Here is a 17,573-nt window from a genome sequence, read left to right as displayed (position 1 = left end):
AAAAGAGCTACTATCGCTTTGGATAGGTAGCTGTTAATTGTTATTTATCGCCCAACTCCAAGTCGTACTTGCATATTTTCATTTAATTTCTTGATGATTTTCTCAAATACTTGGCGCTCAGTAGGATCTAATTCATCAAAAATAGAGGCACAAACGGACCAATAAGTTGGCAATACTTTTTCAACAAACGTACGGCCTTCTTCGGTAATACTGACATGGATTTTTCTACGATCAAACGAGCTGGGTTTTCGTGTAACAAGGTTTCTTTTTTCCAACCAATCAATCATAGAAGTTGCAGATGCCCGCCTAATTCCTAAACGTTCAGCTATTGCTGAAGGAGTTATCACTTTGTTATCATGCAGAGTTATTAAGATTAGCAAATCAAGTTTGCTTTCTGTAATCCCGAAGTGAGCTAACTCTTGATCCATTACATCTAAGATATTATCGCTTAACCATAACATGATTAAGCCCATAGAGGCATCATTACGGTTTGTACTTGATGATGCAGAGTGATTAATAAGGTCTAAATAAGGGTGAATACCCAATTTTGGTAAGGTATCATCTGAATATGTTCCTTTTCCGTTCTTACGCATTTTCTTTATGTCTACTCCCTTTAATTAGATTATCTAACTATAATCTATTCTAACTACAAGAAAGGAATTACGCAAGAGGAATTGTAGGAAAATTTATTCTTTTTTTAGTGGCTGTTATTTTAGAAGGAGAAAGATAATAAAGTTCAACTAATAATCAGTGGGGGTTTTCTTCATCCCCACTGATTATTAGTTGAACTAATCGGGCTTTTACGGGCAGTTTATCTCCCACCTAACTTCTTAAGAAAAGCGGAAGCGGCTCGTCCCGACAGAGAGGCGCTTTTGGCCTCGTCCGAGGGGGCGAAACGACCGGAGATTCTAGCCGCTAGAGCTGGACTTTGCTTTCGCCGAATTTTGAGGTGGGAGTATTACTGCCCGCGAATAGCGGGATAAATTAGAGCATGTTTTGATTAAATCTTAATTTCTAAATTTAGACAGCAATAAGCAAAAAAATAATGATGGTAGTTTTCACTTAATAAAATAAAGGAGAGCACATGTTGTAAATGACTAATGCATACTCTCCTTTATTTTTCACATTGCTTTCATGAAGGTCTTGAAAGCTTTTTATATTATTTTTTCTTATTAACTACCTTTTTGTAGTTATATAATGTATGCGCTTCTGTTTTGAATTGCTGAAGAAGAGTGCTATCTTCTTTCTCTCCATACCTGGTAGTACTATATGCTTCTATAATAATGTTGGACTGAATATATATGTCCTCTTCAGTACGAAGTCGTTCCATCCATTGTTCCACTGTCTCACCACGTTTCCGATTTAAAGGCGGTATTAATTTTTTTTCAAGTTTAAAAATTTCTTTGCGAATTGCATTGTTAGGTGGTCGTAACTTTCGGTTTCGCTTTTGTATACTTTCTTGTTCTGGGCCAACAATGATAGGTTCATAGGCAGACATACGCCCCAATTTGAATTCATGACGCCTTTTATATAGTTTCCGAATCACATATATCGCAACAATTACAATAATCAAAGAGGTAAGACATTGGATAATGAATGGATCATATTCTTTAGTTGGACCCGGCGGAGGCTCCAATTTACCTTGCGTTAAATTAGTATTTAAAGAATGGTCTGTCTGATTCTGTTCAGCTGTTAAGAATAATGGGTTTAAAATATATCCTACTCCTAAAGCAATCCATTGAATAGCATAAGCGATACCAGCTCGGACATAAGGGAATAAAGGAATGATCAAAAAACTAATAACCCCAATAGTTGTAACTGACAATAGTCGCATTACTTGTTGGTTTCGATTAAAACTTGTCATCCATAATGTTAGGAGTGTATGCAAAATGAGTAATCCTATTTCCCATATGGATGGAAACTGCATATGGAGAAGAAAGGAACAAAAAAACCATAGAAATGCCCCTAATAATTTATGAAATGGTGAGACATTATCTTTTGCATACACAAGAAAAAAGAAAAACGGTAATAATACGCAACTTATTGAAGAAAATAACGCCATAGAATAGCAAACAATGATTTGTAGAATGAATAGTGCTACAAACCATCTTTTTTTATTTTGTCCAATCTTTACTATAGGTAGTAAACAAATATGACCAGCTAGCAAAAATAAAACAATATGTACAATTTCTCCTTTTTCGGTTAATAAAGAAAGAAGGAGAAGAAGTATAAAATCATTAACGTACCGAAGCCATGTATTCAAGCTGTTCCACCACTCCTTCATCATGAACAATATATGTTGGTTGCATTGTATGAGGGATATTGTTTTTAGAAACGCCAAGGAAAAACATCGTAGACGACCTCACTCTTTTTCGCATCATATAATGCAGAAAATTCTCTCTCGGCAGTAATGTACTATCTTCTGAAATACGCGCAAGTTCTTCAAGTGCTTTTGCATAATGCATAGGACCTTCATTTAACATTAAGTGCAGCGGTCCATCTTCTGCTAAAATGCTAATAAATAACTCAAAAGGAATTTTTCTTTCTGTTGCAATTTGACAAATGTATGTCGCATAGGAAATCAAATCTTCTATATTTTCTTTCCATCCAATTCCTCGATCTGAGGCAAGACAGATACAAATTGTCCAGCTATAATTTTTTACTGCTTCATATTGCTTAGCTTGTAAACTTTGCATTTTCGCTGATGCTTTCCAATGAATGGAACGAAATGATTCCCTTTCATACTGTTTTACTCCGACAATTGACGTTTCATCATGAAAATAAGAAAAATTTGTTCTGTATGAGCCTAGTAATAGTTGATGTATTTCTTGTAATCCCGCAACTTGCTTTGGAGTAGGATAGACAATAATTTCTGTTTTTAATTTATGCATAACGGGTAAATGAACTTGAATGATGTTAAAGGGATCACCAATGATGCATTCAAACTGTTCAATTTGGAAAACGCCTCGTCTTGTCGCTGTGAACGTTACATCCCATATGTTCTGTGAGCGAGCACGTTGTGAAAATGGGAAAGAGAAGAGCGTTTTTGATATTTGTTCTAGACCATCGTTTGGCTGCATAACGAGCGATGGATTTACATGAAAAAAACATTTTCCATTCACTAGCGGTAATTTTGCTTCATTTTGTAACGAAACGGATAGTTGTCCATTTTCTTCAGGAAACAATCTTGTTGTTTGTTTCTTATTGATTATTTGAAAGTGCTTTTCTATGTAATTGACGTATCGATAAATAAAAAAAGAAAATAGATAATAAAACAGCATCAAATATACGATATATGACTGCGGTAAATAAAATGTGAACAACAGTGTAATCGGGATCGTTAATTTAATGATATGACTTTGAAAGAGTAACGGGATCGTGACGAGACGTTGTCCATTCATGCTTGCTCAATCTCCACCGGTACATCCACCTCTTTTAAAATTGCTTCTATAATTTCATGTTTTGTTGTACGAAGAGCACCTTCCATAGATAAAATAATACGATGCTTCCAAATGTAAGGAAGTAGAACTTGTATGTCTTCTGGTGTACAAAATTCACGATTACGTAAAAAGGCAAGAGCTTGAACTGCCCTCACTAAAGCGAGTGTTCCGCGCGGACTAATTCCATTTGCAATAAAATCATGATTACGAGTTGCATTAGCAAGTTTGATAATGTAGCTTTCAATAGGTTCTGAAACATGAACATCCTTTACTTTATTTTGTACGTGGATTATATCTTCTAGTGAGATGACCGGATGAAGTTCATCTAACGGTTTGTTTTTTCGGAAACGTCGCATCATTTGAAGTTCTTCTTCCGGAGTAGGGTAGCCAATCGAAACGGTCATTAAAAAACGATCAAGCTGAGCATCTGGAAGTGGAAATGTTCCTTGTGATTCAATTGGATTTTGCGTTGCGATTACGAAAAACGGCTTTGGAAGAGGTGTGGATTGCTTTTCAAGTGTTACTTGTCTTTCTTCCATTGCTTCTAATAAACTCGATTGTGTACGAGGCATCGCACGGTTTATTTCATCAGCTAATAATAAATTTGTCATAACAGGACCAAGACGCAGTTCAAATTCACTCGTTTTCGGATTAAAGTATTCAATCCCCGTTACATCACTCGGTAAAACATCAGGTGTGAACTGTACACGTGAAAATTCCCCGCCAATACTTTTCGCAATGGTTTTTGCCAACAATGTTTTTCCTGTTCCAGGCACATCCTCTAATAAGACGTGTCCATCTGCTAATAAAGAAACTAAAAGGAGATCAATTATATTTTCTTTTCCAACAAAAACAGAAGAGATATTTTCTTTTAATTTATGTATCATTTGTTTCTTCCTTTCTAGTACAATCTTTTTGAATATTTTAACAAATCTTTCTAAAAATTAAAACTATTTCTCGTTATACTGCAATGTAGACCATCTTTTAATGAAGGAATATAAAAATGAGAAGCCCTAGGATAAAGAGTTACTTGTAATTTGTTTTTGTATTATGGAACAAAGTTGTTTTCTTCCATTTTTATCATAAATATCTCGAAATTGTACCCATTCATCGTTGTAGTAAATCGTGATGTGAGAGCTGAAGAAATAAGGGTGCTCTTTTACTTCCTTGACATTTTCGTAAATGTATTCTTCATATCGCATAGGATTATAGTTGTCTTTTTCTTTATATATAAACAGCAGCCTATTATTTGTTGTTAGTATTACTCCCGGTACAGAAGGTCCTTTATGTAGAAATAAAGATAGAGAACATTGTGTGTGATAAAGGATCGTTTCATCTGCATGGAGTAGGTTTTTTACTGTATCTCGTAATGTTGGCATTGTATTCAGTCCTTTCTGTATATTATGATTATATCGTGTGTATTGGTGCGATTTAGAAAAAATAGTAAATAACAGGGGGTAATTATGACTGGAAAACGAGATTATATTCATTTCATCCGAGAGAAAGTAGGGTCTGAACGGATTTTTCTTAATTTTGCAGGTGGTATTATTTGTAACGAGGAAGGCGAAGTGCTTCTGCAAAAACGAGGGGATAGAAATGCGTGGGGGTTTCCTGGTGGCGCCATGGAACTTGGTGAATCTGCTGAGGAGACAGCCATTCGTGAAATATATGAAGAAACAGGGATAAAGGTAACAGTTGAACACTTAATTGGTGTGTATACGAAATATTTCGATGAATATCCAAATGGAGATCAAGCGCAGACGATTGTGGTCGTTTTTCAATGCAAACCGGTAGGCGGGTCGTTAAAAGCAGATGGCAAAGAAACGTTAGAGCTTAAGTATTTTCCAGTTGATGAATTTCCACCACTCTTTGTGAAACAGCATGAAGACGCTTGGGAAGATTGGTTAACAAATAAAAAGGGATGCTTTAGATAATATACCGATAAAGAAAAACTCTTAATCAACAACTATAGCTTACATATTGTACAATCAAAAATATATTATAGTCATGTATTGAAAACGAGGGAAATTATGGTATACTATAAAAGTCTGATTAATAGATAATTCAGATAACGACTGTTAAGGAGGCGTTCATAATGACAAATAAAACTATTTTAATCACTAATAATAACAAGGGGATTACGCTTAATTAACAAAAAAAAAATAGCGTATCCCGACATTTGAAAGGGGAAAATGTATGGATACATTAAACGTAAAAATTGTAGAGTTGAATGCAGAGAATTGGTATGATTGCTGTGAATTAGAAGTTTCGAAAGAACAAAAAAATTATATTGAATCGAATGCTATTTCAATAGCCCAATCAAAATTTGAACCATCATTAAAAACTTATGCTATTTATGTTGAAGAAAACGTAGTGGGTTTTTTAATGTTTAACTCTGTAAAAGAAGAACTTGATGGTTATTGGATATATAGAATAATGATTGATAAGGATTTCCAAGGTAAAGGAATAGGAAAAACTGCCACTCAATTAATGATTTTAGAAATGGAAAAATTACCGAATGCACAAAAAATCGTTGTAGGTTATCACCCTGAAAATAAGGGAGCTCACAATTTATATTCAAGTATGGGGTTTGTTGACAATGGCGATAGATTTGGAAAAGAGATGGCTGTTGTAAAATATATTAATCAGTAAATTGAAACTTCCATAATTAGAGATTTTACGGTCTATGAATTACGGGATAAGATAATTAAAGAGCTTGGGGGAAATCTCCAAGCTCTTTTCTGTGGGAAATTAAAAGGCTTGATTTTGTGCGGGTTTAATAAATTGCTCTGGATTTTCAATTAATCCGCACGTAGCACATTGTACACGATATGTAGGACCTTGGTAGGCCATATGAAATGCACTCATATTTTCGTTTGTATATTCTTCTTCAATTTGGCCAGTTTGTGGATCTAATTTTACCGGTTTTACTGTTTGTTCAATAATGTTGAATCGTGTGCGATTTGTTTTGCAACTTGGACAAAGCATTGGTTCCATTTTAACACACCTCCATTGTTAGCATTTGATGATATGGCGAAGTTTATTCACAAGGGAAAATTTCTGGAAAGGATTTTCGCATTTTTTGTCAAAATAGTAAGAATGTAAAGGAGAGAAGAATGTGAAACTTCAAATGAAATATATAATTTTGTACGCACAGCAATATGAGGAATGTATTCGTTTTTATCGTGATATATTACAGCTGCCGATAAAAGGTGAGTACGGTACATATGTTGAATTTGATACAGGTTCTACCATTTTGGCAATCAATAGTAGAGATGATGTTCGAGAGTTAACTGGATTACCAATTCCCAAGACGTTATCACAATCATCTACATTTGAAATCGGATTTGTGGCCGACGATGTTATGGAAACAATATATAACTTAAAAAAACAAGGAGTGACGGTGTTAGTAGAGCCTGTTACAAAACCATGGGGACAAACTGTTTCTTACGTTTGTGATCCTGATGGAAATTATATTGAAATTTGCAGTTCAATAAACTAAAGGTGGGAACAAAATGAGGGGATTTCCTAGTTTAGAAACAAATCGTCTGCATTTAAGAGAATTAACATTAGTCGATGCAGATGCAATGTTTCGTTATTTTGCAAAAGAACCTGTCATTCGATATTTTGGAATGGATTCGTTTCAAAATGTGGAAGAAGTAAAAAACGTTATCAAAAACTTTAGGAGCAGATATGAAGAAGGATCTGCATTTCGCTGGGGAATTGTCTTAAAAGGTACAGATCAACTCATTGGAACGTGCGGTTTTCATTTAATTAATAATAAACATAAACGGGCTGAAATTGGTTATGAACTAGATGAAACATATTGGGGAAAAGGGTATGCGACAGAAGCACTGCAAGCTATTCTTACATACGGGTTTGAAACACTTTATTTTGAGAGAATTTCAGCAGTTGTATACCCAGAAAATGAATCATCTCGAAATTTATTACAAAAAGCAGGCTTTACGGAAGAAGGATTGCTTCGAAAATATATGATTCAAAATGATGTTACACATGATGTAATTATGTATTCATTATTGAAGGAAGAATGGGCAACATTACTTCAAAGTACGATGAATGCGTAAAAATGAAAAGAGACAATCTGAAACCTGAACTGCACCCTATAAAATGGACAGTTTAATAAAAATTTAAAAAGAAAAACAAAAAAGCCTTAGATATTATCTAAAGCTTTTTTTGCTAGTATTTCTTTTTAATCAATCTAAAGTCTAAATATATAAATGTTAAAAGAAAAAAGAAAATTCCTCAAACTAAATGCATTACTCAATAAAGTGAAACTTTAATCAGTGGGGTTTTTTTTCATCCCCCACTGATTATTAGTTGAACCAATCGGGCTTTTACGGGCAATTTATCTCCCACCTAACTTCTTAAGAAAAGCGGAAGCGGCTCGTTCAGAATCGCAGGACGCCCACGCCCCTGACAGAGAGGCGCTTTTTGCCTCGTCCGAGGGGGCGAAACGGCCGGAGATTCTAGCCGCTAGAGCTGGACAATGCTTTCACCAAATTTTGAGGTGGGAGTATTACTGCCCGCGAATAGCGGGATAAATCAATCCCTTTCATTATTATAAAAGGGGTGTTGTGATAATGAAGTAAGGTTAGGTAATTGAGCTTGAATCTGGTTTCTATAGTAAAAATGGTACTAATAACTCTATTATTTTTTAAATACTCCAAAGTAAACTTTTAAATAATAGTTTACCTTCAGTTTCTATGATACAACCTAATAAATGTTAATAAACGTTAATAAGTGTTAATATATGTTATGTATAGTAGATATTTACTTTGTAAAATAAGGGGGAATATTATGACTGAAACAAACGAATCTTCAGGAGTCAATTTTAAAAAAGATGTGAAGTTTTCTATTATAATCCCTGCACACAATGAAGAAAAGTACATTAGAAAATGCTTGGATTCAATTGCAAAGGCATCAGAGGCATATAAAGATCAAACTGAAGTCATAGTTGTTTTAAATCGTTGCACAGATAACACAGAAGAAATAGCAAAGTCTTATAACTGTATTACATTAAAAAATAACGATAAAAACTTATCTAAAATCCGAAATGCAGGGGCCAAAATAGCTAGTGGAGAAATAATCATTACTATAGACGCTGATACCCAAATGACAGAGTCTATGTTGTCTAATGTAGATAAATATTTAGCTTCAGGTAAATACATTGGTGGTGGGGTAACTGGGAAGTTTGAAAGAATATCTTTAGGAATATTCGTTTCCGCAATATTAATAATAATCCCCTTACTTTTTAAGTATGGAGCTATATCTGTAGGGATTTTTTGGTGCTATAGAAAAGACTTTATGGCAATCAACGGATTTAATGAAAACATGCTTATGGCAGAAGATGCAGATTTCGCTAAACGGTTAAAAGAATGGGGAAAGCAAAATAATAAGAAATTCGGTACAATTAAAAATGGAATGATAACCTCATGCAGAAGATTTGATAAATATGGAGACTGGGCTTTACTTAAAAATCCAAAAATAATCTTAGCCTATCTAAATGGAATTGATAAAAAATACGCAGATAAAACATATTATGATAACCAAGAAAGATAACGGTGAAGATTCCTAAACAAATCATCATCAAATGAACTAGTGAAACAAGATAAATAAAATTTAACAAAACGAAAAGAATCTTATTTATTTAGGATTCTTTTCGTTTTGTTGAATGTAAACTTTTACATAAAAGATTACTTCCATTTTATAAAAGTTATATCTTAAACGGCTCGATTCGATAACAAGGAGGGGAACGAATTGAAAAAGTTGACAAAACTACTATCGATTATAGGAATTTCTACAATGATCGGTATTGGTACAGGGGCTGTGATTGCTTTATCTTTCGATGATGGTAGCGAGGGGATGATAAAAGCAGTTAAAGGTGAAGAAATCAAGGCAGGAGTCGATTCTGATAAACATATAGTTGATGTAATGCACAAAATGACTCATCAAAAAGTAATATCAAAAGAAAAGCAAGGTTTTATAAAAATGACTACCGAGAATATTGAAAAAGTACGAAAGGTTGTCAATGGCAGTACTCCACTGAGCTTAAAACACGAGGGTAAATATAGAGAGATTTTATATCGTAGGGCAAATAAAGATTTCTCTCAAGTGGTAGAGGATCATAATTATATGCTTGAGCAAATAGACGACAGCAATGACGGTAAAGCGGAAAGAATAGCAACTCCAGAAGAAGAACAAAATTTCCTCATAGAACAAGCGAAAAAAGAGCGGGAAAATGAGGGTGATAATTAAAATAGGTTATCGTCCCCATGCCCATCAAGCTAAGATAAATTTGTATCCATATAATCAAAAAAACGCTATTCTTTTTGTAGAAATATACAGAAAGAATAACGTTTTTTTCGTTTTATAGATACAATTTCATTCATTTTTCTTCGTGTTCCGCATTCCATTCACTTAAATAGGATGCATATTCTAATTCATCTGGATTTTCATGTAACATAGAAATAAATTCCAATTTATTTCCATCGTAATCCAGAAAGTATACACTTGCAGCGGGCATCCATCTTTGGACAATTGGCTCTTGATTTCCTTTCCCTTGACTTCCTACTACTTCTATTCCACGCTCCTCTAACCACAATTTAGAAGTCTTTAAAAACTCCAAATCTACACCAAAAGCAAAATGTTTCGGCTCAAAGTCTTCAATATTATGTACTTCCCATAGTCCAAGCATTTGTTTTTTATTTTCTCCTACCCAAAAGAATGCCACTCTTCTTTTGGATAGTTTTCTTGCTAATGCTAACCCTAGTTTATTTTGATAGAAATCTATCGCCATTTCTAAATTTCTTACATGTAAATGAGTTTCGTATATGTTCTGTATCATTATGCTTATTCCTTTCTTTATTGGTAACTACTAGTTGAGTAGTTACTGTAATTCTAAATTTGAAATATGTATAATCCTAGTAATGTACATCCATATCTGATATACCTATTTACTATTATATCGAAATTGAAATATGATAAATCCAACTGAGGTAGCAAGTTCAAATGAAAATTCTACTACTTTTGTAGGAGAAATCTCCATTAAATTCAGATAAAATCATATTAAAATAATGAAAAAGTGCTATTCTTTTGGTAAGAATATAAAGAAAGGATGGCATTTTTTATTTTTGGGGGTAGTTACTGTTCTTAAGTTGATGGGCATGGGATGAGACCCCAAGATTAAAAGTATTTAGAGATAAGGAAACTATATCAACTTCATTTGTACATAACTGGTTTCTTTATTTAAAGAGATAAACAAAGTAGGTGATGAGTGTTTTCATGGTATGATGTATAGGTACCAATTTTTGAACAAGGAATTTTTTATGAAAAAACATATTAAAGCATTGATTGACAAGTATTAATTAACACATATGAATGAAGATTTAAAACATCGCCGCTTTGAGAATGTGTGTTGTATGTTGCAATCCTGTTAGGCGAAATAAATCATCTATATAAAGTGGAATTTCCGTCAGTTGGGGTCTTACTGCCCGTTAATACGGGATAAATTGAAAAACCACATAAAATTTTCTTTTTAGATAGGATAGGCATTGTGCTTTTGGTTCTGCATAGCGATATGTTGGAAAATCAAAGTGGATTTATATTAGTGGGGAGAATCGTATGGGGAAATATTATATTTATGAATCAAAGCTAAAAGTAGTCGGATTATTTTTTTTGATTTTGGTAATTGAAGCGATGTTTCTCTTTTTTGTTACGTATGCATTTTCATCTGAGGAGCCTAATTTTATAGTTGGATTTTTATTTGGAGCTCTTGCATTAGTTGTACTAATTGCTCTTTGGAAGGTTATTCAAAAAATGATAGCAAGAAAACCAGCCGTCATTTTAGAGCCAGAATATATTACAATTATTAATAATCCAAAATATCCTGTAAAAATTTCTTTGGAAGATGTATACGGTGTTTTACCTTATACAATCCAAGGGCAAAGGTATTTAGGAATTGTGATGGAAGATGATGTTGAAGAGCGATATATCTCCTCTATACCATCAAAAGGACAACGGCTGTATCGAGTTAATAAACGTGCTGGATTTATACCATTTAATATTCATATGAATTTATTGAAAATCGATGGAGAAGCATTACTTGCGAAGTTAGAAGAGTATGATATAAGCTTTTTAATTCCTGAAGATGAAGCGAAATAATATAACAGAAGAATTGATTTAGGTATAAGGAAAAAAGAACATCTCGATGATGAACTGTACCCCGAATCATGGACACTTAAAAAAAAGTCCATGATTCGGGGTTTTTGTGTATCTTTACACTCATCCCTCGTTATAATGAAAATACTGAATGATACATGTGAGGTACGGGAAATGAGTAAAATTATTTTTAATGAAATGCAAATGAAACAACTAGAGAAGAATGAAAATGTCGTGAAGGTATCGGAACGTTCTATTGCCTATTGTGCTGACTTTAAAATAAAGGCTGTGAAAGAAAATCAAAATGGAAAAGGTCCGAATCAAATCTTCCAGGAGAATGGATTCGATTTAGAGGTTATTGGTGAAAACAAGCCAAATCAATGTTTGAAACGTTGGAGAAAGACGTACGAACAATTTGGTGAAGAAGGGTTCTATACAGAACGCCGTGGAAAAGGAAGTACCGGTCGTCCTTCCTCAAAACAGCTATCTTCTGACGACAAGCTAAAGAAAGCGGAAGCGCGTATCGCCTTTCTAGAAGCGGAACTTGCATTCTTAAAAAAGTTAGACGAGCTCGAAAGGCAGGCGTTACAGAAGAAACGTTAACACCATGTGAAAAATATACTCTCATTGAACAGACGATTCATCGCTTCAATTTCCCGCGTATGGTACGTTATTTTTGCGAACTAGCTGGTGTAAGTCGAAGTGGTTATTACGCTTGGCTTTGTAAGGTCGATATACGTACCGAGAAAGAAGCGAGTGATGAGAAAGATTATGAATTGATTCAAGAGATTTTCAACCGAAAAAAGAAAAAATGTGGTGCACGATTCATCAAAATGAAGTTGGAAAATACAATGGGAATTACAATGAATCTCAAGCGCATCTTTCGGATTATGCGTAAATATAATCTTGTGACAAAGATTCGTCGTGCGAATCCATATAAACAAATCGCGAAAGCGACGCAAGAACACAAAACATGTCCGAACTTACTACAACGTCAATTCAACCAGAAAGAACCGGGAAAAAGTATGTTAACTGATATTACATATTTATTCTACGGAAAAGGGAAGAAAGCTTATTTATCTTGTGTAAAAGATAGTACCACACGTGAGATTTTAGCTTATCATGTTTCCCCTTCTTTACAAATGGATATTGTCTATCAAACATTAGACAAATTGAAAGATAGATTAGGAGGTACGATTCATCCTGAAGCACTTTTGCATTCCGATCAAGGCACCCATTACACACACCCTGAGTTTCAGCGTCGTGTAAAGGAAATGGGGATGAGACAGTCTATGTCACGTAAAGGAAACTGTCTAGATAATGCCTCAATAGAATCCTTTTTCGGTCATATGAAAGATGAATTAGACTATAAGTGTTGTCAAACGTTCCAATCTCTTCAATTAGTAATCGATACTTATATGAAGGATTATAATTATGATCGTTATCAATGGACACTCAAAAAAATGGCTCCGGTACAATACCGGAACCATCTTTTGAGTGCTTGATTTCTAAAAGTCTTTTTATTAAACTGTCCATTTTATAGGGTACAGTTCACAACAGACTTACCTTCTCTTTTTTCTTCTATTAATTTAATTATTTGCTCTGCTGCATGATCAATTGAAAAAATTTGTTCATCTTTTCTGCTATATCCATGTTCAGGTAGGTCAAGAACTAAACAATGAAAATTTTGAGAGAAGTAATCAACTTGTTTATCCCACATCCAACCACTTACTCCGCCACCATGTATATAAACCATCATTCTTTCATGTTCTACTCCAAATTCTTTATAATACAAGTAATTCCCCCCCAGCCATAAATTTTGTCCATTACCAATATTATACAGATGGTTTTTAATTGAACTATATTTATTCTTACATTACAGGTACTTTTCTTACACTAACCTGCCGCGTTAGTTCAATAAGAATTAAACAACTTTATTGTCACTAAACATATGGAAGTGAAAACGGAAACCCTAAAGTAGCAACTTTATAATAAATGAAATTTACTCTTTATGTTTTGTTAGACCTTCTGATAAACATTCGATCATCTTTTTCATCATCTTCGAAAAAGTCGGCTCTCCAATCTCTTGTCGATGTAATGGAATAAGTATGGTTGTTCGAAAAAGGCCAATAAGTACTTCGGGATCATCTTCTGTAACGCCTTTCTCCTGCAAAAATTTCACAAACTCCAAAGAACTCTCTAAATCTTCCTTCGCATGGTTATCTAGAAGTTCCTTAGGAAGTCTTTTCACAATTCGATCATATTCACCTCTTTGATAAAGACTTTGTAAAAATGGATTTTGTTCTATGGTTTTAAAAGATGTTTCAAAAAAACGAATTAAAAGTTCTTTTGGTGGTAGAGACTCACACATAATTTCTGAAATAATTTGATTTTTTACTTCTTCCTCTTTTCGCAACACTGCGTAAAATAACTCTTCTTTTGATGAATAATATGAATAAAAAGAACCCTTTGCGATTCCACATGCTTTTACTATGTCATCGATACTAGTTTTAGAAAATCCATATTGAATAAACAGTTCTTTACTCTTAACAAGAAGAGTCTCATGTATCTGTTTTCTCTGTTCAGATGTAATTCTTGCCATAATATACCTCCGCCTATTTTCATTTGACTATTTATAGACATTTAGTCAAATATCTGATAGGTTTATTTTATTGAATTATTTATATTTTGTAAATACATAATTGTTACCTGTGATAAAAGGCTAGATTATACTAAATAAAGGGGAAAAGACATGGGAATAAAAAATAATACATCAATTCATGGATTTGTTGCACCGGGATTTGAACTGGTAAAGGATGAGTTCATTAGAAACTTTAGTGAGAGAGGGGAAGTTGGAGCAGCCTTTTCTGTATACATTAACAATGAAGCAGTCGTTGATTTATGGGGTGGATATCGAGATCGCCAAACTCGTGCGGAATGGGAAAAAGATACACTTGTTCAAGTGTTTTCAGCTACAAAAGGTTTTGCTGCATTGGCTTTAAGTTTAGCGCATTCTAGAGGTTATATTAACTATGATGAGAAAGTGTGTTTATATTGGCCTGAGTTTGCTCAGAATGGAAAAGACAAAATAACCGTTAGACAGCTTCTTGCACATCAAGCTGGATTATCACCTCTCAATGAACTTAAAATTGATATGTTAGAAGACTTAGATACCTCTCGTCTATCAAATTCCCTTGCCGCAAGCAAACCTGCTTGGGAGGTTGGGAAATTTCAAGGTTATCACGCCTGGACAATTGGAACCTTAATTGGAGAACTGATTAAAAGAACAGACCCTAAACATCGGACCCTAAAAGATTTCTTTCAAGAAGAAATAGCAGTACCACTAAAAGCAGAGTTTTATATTGGTCTTCCTAAAGATATTTCTGAGGAGAACATAACAACTATTGAAGGAATAAATCACCCCATTCAGTTACTAAAGGGGATGACAAAGCTACCTATAAAAATGTTACTTGGTTTTCTTAATACAAAGTCATTAGTAGCTAGAAGTTTAGTAGATCCAAAAAAATTCGTAGCAAATGATAATTTTAATCATCGTCCTATTTTATCTATAGAATTCCCTTCAGGAAATGGTGTGGGGCAAGTAAGAGCAATGGCAAAAATTTATGGTTCTTTTGCTAGTGGTGCAAAAACTCTCGGATTAAGGGAAGAAACAATAAATGAATTAAGGAAAAGAGCTATCCCTCCGACATCAGGGTATTATGATCATGTGAATTGTATAAACATAGCCTATTCTTTGGGATTTTGGAAACACTTTTCAGATATGAAATTCGGGCGAAGTGAAAGCTCTTTTGGTCACCCAGGCGCAGGAGGATCATTCTGTTTTGCCGATCCAGATGAAAAGTTAGGTTATGCTTATGCGATGAACAAACATGGATTTGGCATGGCCAATGAACCAAGAGAACTTGCACTAAGAAAAGCCTTATACAGTTGCCTCTGAAAAAATAAAAATACGTGAAAATAGTTAGGGATATTTTTATTTTGTACGGTTTTTGGCTATGAATAGTGGAATAAATATTCAATATTCAACAGTTTAAATAGAGCGAGTCATCTTTTTATTTTAAGAAAATAGATGACTCGCTTTATGCTGAAATTCGCTTAGCGTATATTTTCGTTAAAATGTGGGCGCTACCCCATGCCCATCAAGCTAAGATTTTGAAATAACCCCAAAACGAAATTATTTTGCTTTTGGGATTACGAATCTCTTAATTAGATAGCACTAAAAACCGATTTCCTATAAACTATGGAAATCGGCTTTTGTAATTTGTCATTTATAATGAGCACGGCTGTTAATGTAATAAGGATAGACATTTAGAACAAAAGCTAGCAGCACCTCTCAACTATTTACTTTTTCTAAACAACCCATAACGGTATCTCCAAATGACCTAACATCAGATAAATAATCGTAACCTTCAGGTGAACCAAAGCTATTAAACATGCGAACTGCAACCAAATTTTCTTGTGGAATTACTAATAAAGTTACTCCAGTATAACCTAGGATTTGAAATGAACCTCTAGGGACTTCTACACCTATTTCTGTTTTCTTAGCAGGTAAATCTTTTACAAACCACAAAAAACCATTTTGAGGTAAGTCTTCATCTATACTTGTTGGACTCTGAATAGATGTTGCCATATGTATGATTTCTTTGGGAACAATTTGCTTTCCGTTTATATTACCTTCTTTTAGGTGTAAATAACCCCACATAGCCAACTCACGTGCTGACACATACATATTCATCTTGTCGCCCTCTGTACTATCACTTGTTTTCCAATCTTTATCTCCTTCATATCTAAGGATTACATCAACAAGCTTTTCATTTTTGTTGGCATACCAATTTGATTCGAAAAAACCTAATGGCAAAAAAACTTGCTCATGCAAAATATCAGAAATTGTTTTATTAGTTGTGCGTTTTACAATATCAGTTAAAGTCTTTATTCCGACTTGTTTATATGTCCAGTTTTCCCCTACAGGATATTCCCGATATGTAATTTCTTCTTTCTGGTTTAATCCATGAGTATGAGTTAATAAATGCCTTATTGTTGTACCCTTCCAACTACTCTCTTCAAGCTCTGGTAAATAGGTTAATACAAAGTCATCTATACTTTTTATATAACCATAAAAAACGGCATATGCCACGGCAAACCCAATATAGCTTTTTCTTACCGAAGCTACATGAAACTGAGTATCAGGCTGTACAATTCTTGTATTAGGTTTATCTGACTGCTTTCCTATATATTCTTCTAACACAATAGAATCATTATGAATCACTATAGTTGAGGCTCCCGAACAAATTACTTGGTTAGATGTGTTTAAAACGTGATTTAATATAGGAGAAAAATCTTTATTACTATGATAATTAAGAAACAATGTAAACCCTCCAAAACTGATTAGATTTAGATAAGTTACAGTTCTATAAATTCAAGTAATATTCCTTTTTCATAACATTGTATATGGGGAGCGTCACATTACTATCAAGTTAAGATTTTGCACTATCCATAAAGCAAATAAGACGTTATCCTTTCTGTAGAATTATAGGAAAGGATGGCGTTTTTTTATGGATTTTTCGATTATTGACGAACTTCAACCGATTACTGAAGAATTACAACGACATATGTCTCCTCATGTTCTAGAACACCTAGCTAAAGAAAAAGGATTCGTTCAGCGAAAGAGTAAATATCAAGCAAAGGAGTTAGTTGCTTTATGTGTATGGCTTAGTCAACAGGTCGCAAGTACATCACTCACACAATTATGTAGCTGTCTTGAAGTATCTACAGGTGTTCTTATTAGTCCTGAAGGACTTAACCAACGATTTAATGCTTCCGCAGTACAATTTCTTGAACAAGTTTTAGCTAACATTCTAACTCAAAGAATTCATTTAACAAAAGAAATAATTCATCAATATACCACAATCTTTAAGAGCATTCGGATTCTAGATT

The 17,573-nt window shown here is 34.0% G+C and carries 18 protein-coding genes and 2 pseudogenes; 10 read left to right on the top strand and 10 right to left on the bottom strand.

Annotated elements, in window-relative coordinates; all coding sequences use genetic code 11:
• Positions 1-44: 44 nt before the first annotated feature.
• From BR72_RS14430 to BR72_RS14410, 5 genes are all read right to left on the bottom strand, one after another.
• On the bottom strand, positions 45-593 hold the full coding sequence (locus tag BR72_RS14430; RefSeq protein ID WP_035433977.1) for a MarR family winged helix-turn-helix transcriptional regulator: 549 nt from the start codon (positions 591-593) through the stop codon (positions 45-47).
• A gap of 566 nt (positions 594-1,159) precedes the next feature.
• Positions 1,160-2,263: a DUF4018 domain-containing protein gene (locus BR72_RS14425; RefSeq protein ID WP_035433975.1), complete on the bottom strand. Its 1,104-nt coding sequence runs from the start codon at positions 2,261-2,263 to the stop codon at positions 1,160-1,162.
• On the bottom strand, positions 2,238-3,401 hold the full coding sequence (locus BR72_RS14420; protein WP_035433973.1) for a DUF58 domain-containing protein: 1,164 nt from the start codon (positions 3,399-3,401) through the stop codon (positions 2,238-2,240). Before BR72_RS14420 ends, BR72_RS14425 begins: the two co-directional genes overlap by 26 nt.
• Complete coding sequence (locus BR72_RS14415; RefSeq protein ID WP_035433971.1) at positions 3,398-4,327, bottom strand: AAA family ATPase; 930 nt, start codon at positions 4,325-4,327, stop codon at positions 3,398-3,400. Before BR72_RS14415 ends, BR72_RS14420 begins: the two co-directional genes overlap by 4 nt.
• A 126-nt stretch (positions 4,328-4,453) precedes the next feature.
• Entirely contained in the window at positions 4,454-4,819 is a 366-nt protein-coding gene (locus BR72_RS14410; RefSeq protein WP_035433969.1) for a PH domain-containing protein, read from the bottom strand.
• 84 nt (positions 4,820-4,903) lie between these two features.
• Between BR72_RS14410 and BR72_RS14405 the strand changes: the two genes are divergently transcribed.
• Both BR72_RS14405 and BR72_RS14400 read left to right on the top strand, forming a co-directional pair.
• Positions 4,904-5,374 carry an NUDIX hydrolase gene (locus BR72_RS14405; RefSeq protein ID WP_035433966.1) on the top strand — a complete coding sequence of 157 codons (471 nt, stop codon included), beginning with the start codon at positions 4,904-4,906 and terminating at the stop codon, positions 5,372-5,374.
• Positions 5,375-5,636: 262 nt separating this feature from the next.
• Positions 5,637-6,092 (top strand): GNAT family N-acetyltransferase, encoded by a 456-nt coding sequence (locus BR72_RS14400; protein WP_035433964.1) that lies wholly within the window; start codon positions 5,637-5,639, stop codon positions 6,090-6,092.
• 99 nt (positions 6,093-6,191) lie between these two features.
• Here BR72_RS14400 and BR72_RS14395 read toward each other — a convergent pair whose 3' ends face one another.
• The gene (locus tag BR72_RS14395) at positions 6,192-6,437 is read right to left on the bottom strand and encodes a hypothetical protein (RefSeq protein WP_035433962.1); all 246 of its coding nucleotides are present in this window, start codon (positions 6,435-6,437) and stop codon (positions 6,192-6,194) included.
• Between the two features lie 121 nt (positions 6,438-6,558).
• Here BR72_RS14395 and BR72_RS14390 point away from each other — a divergent pair, with 121 nt between their 5' ends.
• The 4 genes from BR72_RS14390 (at position 6,559) to BR72_RS14375 (ending at position 9,716) form a co-directional block, all read left to right on the top strand.
• Positions 6,559-6,942, top strand: coding sequence for a VOC family protein (locus tag BR72_RS14390; protein ID WP_035433959.1), 384 nt, complete (start codon positions 6,559-6,561; stop codon positions 6,940-6,942).
• A 13-nt stretch (positions 6,943-6,955) separates the two neighbouring features.
• A complete protein-coding gene (locus BR72_RS14385; RefSeq protein WP_035433957.1) occupies positions 6,956-7,525 on the top strand; it encodes a GNAT family N-acetyltransferase in 570 nt (189 codons plus the stop codon).
• A 733-nt stretch (positions 7,526-8,258) separates the two neighbouring features.
• Complete coding sequence (locus BR72_RS14380) at positions 8,259-9,020, top strand: glycosyltransferase family 2 protein (protein ID WP_035433955.1); 762 nt, start codon at positions 8,259-8,261, stop codon at positions 9,018-9,020.
• 198 nt (positions 9,021-9,218) lie between these two features.
• On the top strand, positions 9,219-9,716 hold the full coding sequence (locus tag BR72_RS14375) for a DUF6241 domain-containing protein (RefSeq protein WP_035433953.1): 498 nt from the start codon (positions 9,219-9,221) through the stop codon (positions 9,714-9,716).
• 130 nt (positions 9,717-9,846) lie between these two features.
• On the opposite strand, the gene BR72_RS14370 is transcribed toward BR72_RS14375, so the two are convergent.
• A complete protein-coding gene (locus tag BR72_RS14370; RefSeq protein WP_035433951.1) occupies positions 9,847-10,305 on the bottom strand; it encodes a VOC family protein in 459 nt (152 codons plus the stop codon).
• A 776-nt stretch (positions 10,306-11,081) separates the two neighbouring features.
• On the opposite strand from BR72_RS14370, the gene BR72_RS14365 reads away from it, so the two are divergent.
• A complete protein-coding gene (locus BR72_RS14365; protein ID WP_035433949.1) occupies positions 11,082-11,621 on the top strand; it encodes an STM3941 family protein in 540 nt (179 codons plus the stop codon).
• 171 nt (positions 11,622-11,792) lie between these two features.
• Positions 11,793-13,123 (top strand): IS3 family transposase gene (locus BR72_RS25650; protein ID WP_156107947.1). Its coding sequence is split into 2 segments (ribosomal slippage): positions 11,793-12,165 and positions 12,165-13,123, totalling 1,332 coding nucleotides; the frame shifts between segments, so codons are not numbered across the junction.
• A 47-nt stretch (positions 13,124-13,170) separates the two neighbouring features.
• Here BR72_RS25650 and cesH read toward each other — a convergent pair.
• Both cesH and BR72_RS14345 read right to left on the bottom strand, forming a co-directional pair.
• Positions 13,171-13,413, bottom strand: a pseudogene (gene cesH, locus BR72_RS14350) (cereulide biosynthesis alpha/beta hydrolase CesH); the annotation flags it as partial.
• 207 nt (positions 13,414-13,620) lie between these two features.
• Positions 13,621-14,220 (bottom strand): TetR/AcrR family transcriptional regulator, encoded by a 600-nt coding sequence (locus BR72_RS14345; protein WP_035433942.1) that lies wholly within the window; start codon positions 14,218-14,220, stop codon positions 13,621-13,623.
• Positions 14,221-14,370: 150 nt separating this feature from the next.
• Between BR72_RS14345 and BR72_RS14340 the strand changes: the two genes are divergently transcribed.
• A complete protein-coding gene (locus tag BR72_RS14340; RefSeq protein ID WP_035433940.1) occupies positions 14,371-15,576 on the top strand; it encodes an EstA family serine hydrolase in 1,206 nt (401 codons plus the stop codon).
• Positions 15,577-15,972: 396 nt separating this feature from the next.
• Here BR72_RS14340 and BR72_RS14335 read toward each other — a convergent pair whose 3' ends face one another.
• Positions 15,973-17,004, bottom strand: a complete 1,032-nt coding sequence (locus tag BR72_RS14335; RefSeq protein WP_035433367.1) for a serine hydrolase domain-containing protein — start codon at positions 17,002-17,004, stop codon at positions 15,973-15,975.
• Positions 17,005-17,191: 187 nt separating this feature from the next.
• Between BR72_RS14335 and BR72_RS14330 the strand changes: the two are divergent.
• Positions 17,192-17,573: pseudogene (locus BR72_RS14330) on the top strand (IS4 family transposase); the annotation flags it as partial.

Source organism: Bacillus sp. UNC322MFChir4.1 (assembly GCF_000746135.1).
Lineage (GTDB): Bacteria > Bacillota > Bacilli > Bacillales > Bacillaceae_G > Bacillus_A.
This window is presented reverse-complemented; position numbering and strand designations above follow the sequence as displayed.

What these genes read in the sequence shown, in the direction of transcription:
- BR72_RS14380 (WP_035433955.1), top strand. Translation starts at nt 8,259, where the DNA reads ATGACTGAAACAAACGAATCTTCAGGAGTCAATTTTAAAAAAGATGTG.
- BR72_RS14365 (WP_035433949.1), top strand. Translation starts at nt 11,082, where the DNA reads ATGGGGAAATATTATATTTATGAATCAAAGCTAAAAGTAGTCGGATTA.
- BR72_RS14340 (WP_035433940.1), top strand. Translation starts at nt 14,371, where the DNA reads ATGGGAATAAAAAATAATACATCAATTCATGGATTTGTTGCACCGGGA.
- BR72_RS14345 (WP_035433942.1), bottom strand. Translation starts at nt 14,220, where the DNA reads ATGGCAAGAATTACATCTGAACAGAGAAAACAGATACATGAGACTCTT.
- BR72_RS14395 (WP_035433962.1), bottom strand. Translation starts at nt 6,437, where the DNA reads ATGGAACCAATGCTTTGTCCAAGTTGCAAAACAAATCGCACACGATTC.
- BR72_RS14400 (WP_035433964.1), top strand. Translation starts at nt 5,637, where the DNA reads ATGGATACATTAAACGTAAAAATTGTAGAGTTGAATGCAGAGAATTGG.
- BR72_RS14420 (WP_035433973.1), bottom strand. Translation starts at nt 3,401, where the DNA reads ATGAATGGACAACGTCTCGTCACGATCCCGTTACTCTTTCAAAGTCAT.
- BR72_RS14405 (WP_035433966.1), top strand. Translation starts at nt 4,904, where the DNA reads ATGACTGGAAAACGAGATTATATTCATTTCATCCGAGAGAAAGTAGGG.
- BR72_RS14410 (WP_035433969.1), bottom strand. Translation starts at nt 4,819, where the DNA reads ATGCCAACATTACGAGATACAGTAAAAAACCTACTCCATGCAGATGAA.
- BR72_RS14385 (WP_035433957.1), top strand. Translation starts at nt 6,956, where the DNA reads ATGAGGGGATTTCCTAGTTTAGAAACAAATCGTCTGCATTTAAGAGAA.
- BR72_RS14370 (WP_035433951.1), bottom strand. Translation starts at nt 10,305, where the DNA reads ATGATACAGAACATATACGAAACTCATTTACATGTAAGAAATTTAGAA.
- BR72_RS14430 (WP_035433977.1), bottom strand. Translation starts at nt 593, where the DNA reads ATGCGTAAGAACGGAAAAGGAACATATTCAGATGATACCTTACCAAAA.
- BR72_RS14415 (WP_035433971.1), bottom strand. Translation starts at nt 4,327, where the DNA reads ATGATACATAAATTAAAAGAAAATATCTCTTCTGTTTTTGTTGGAAAA.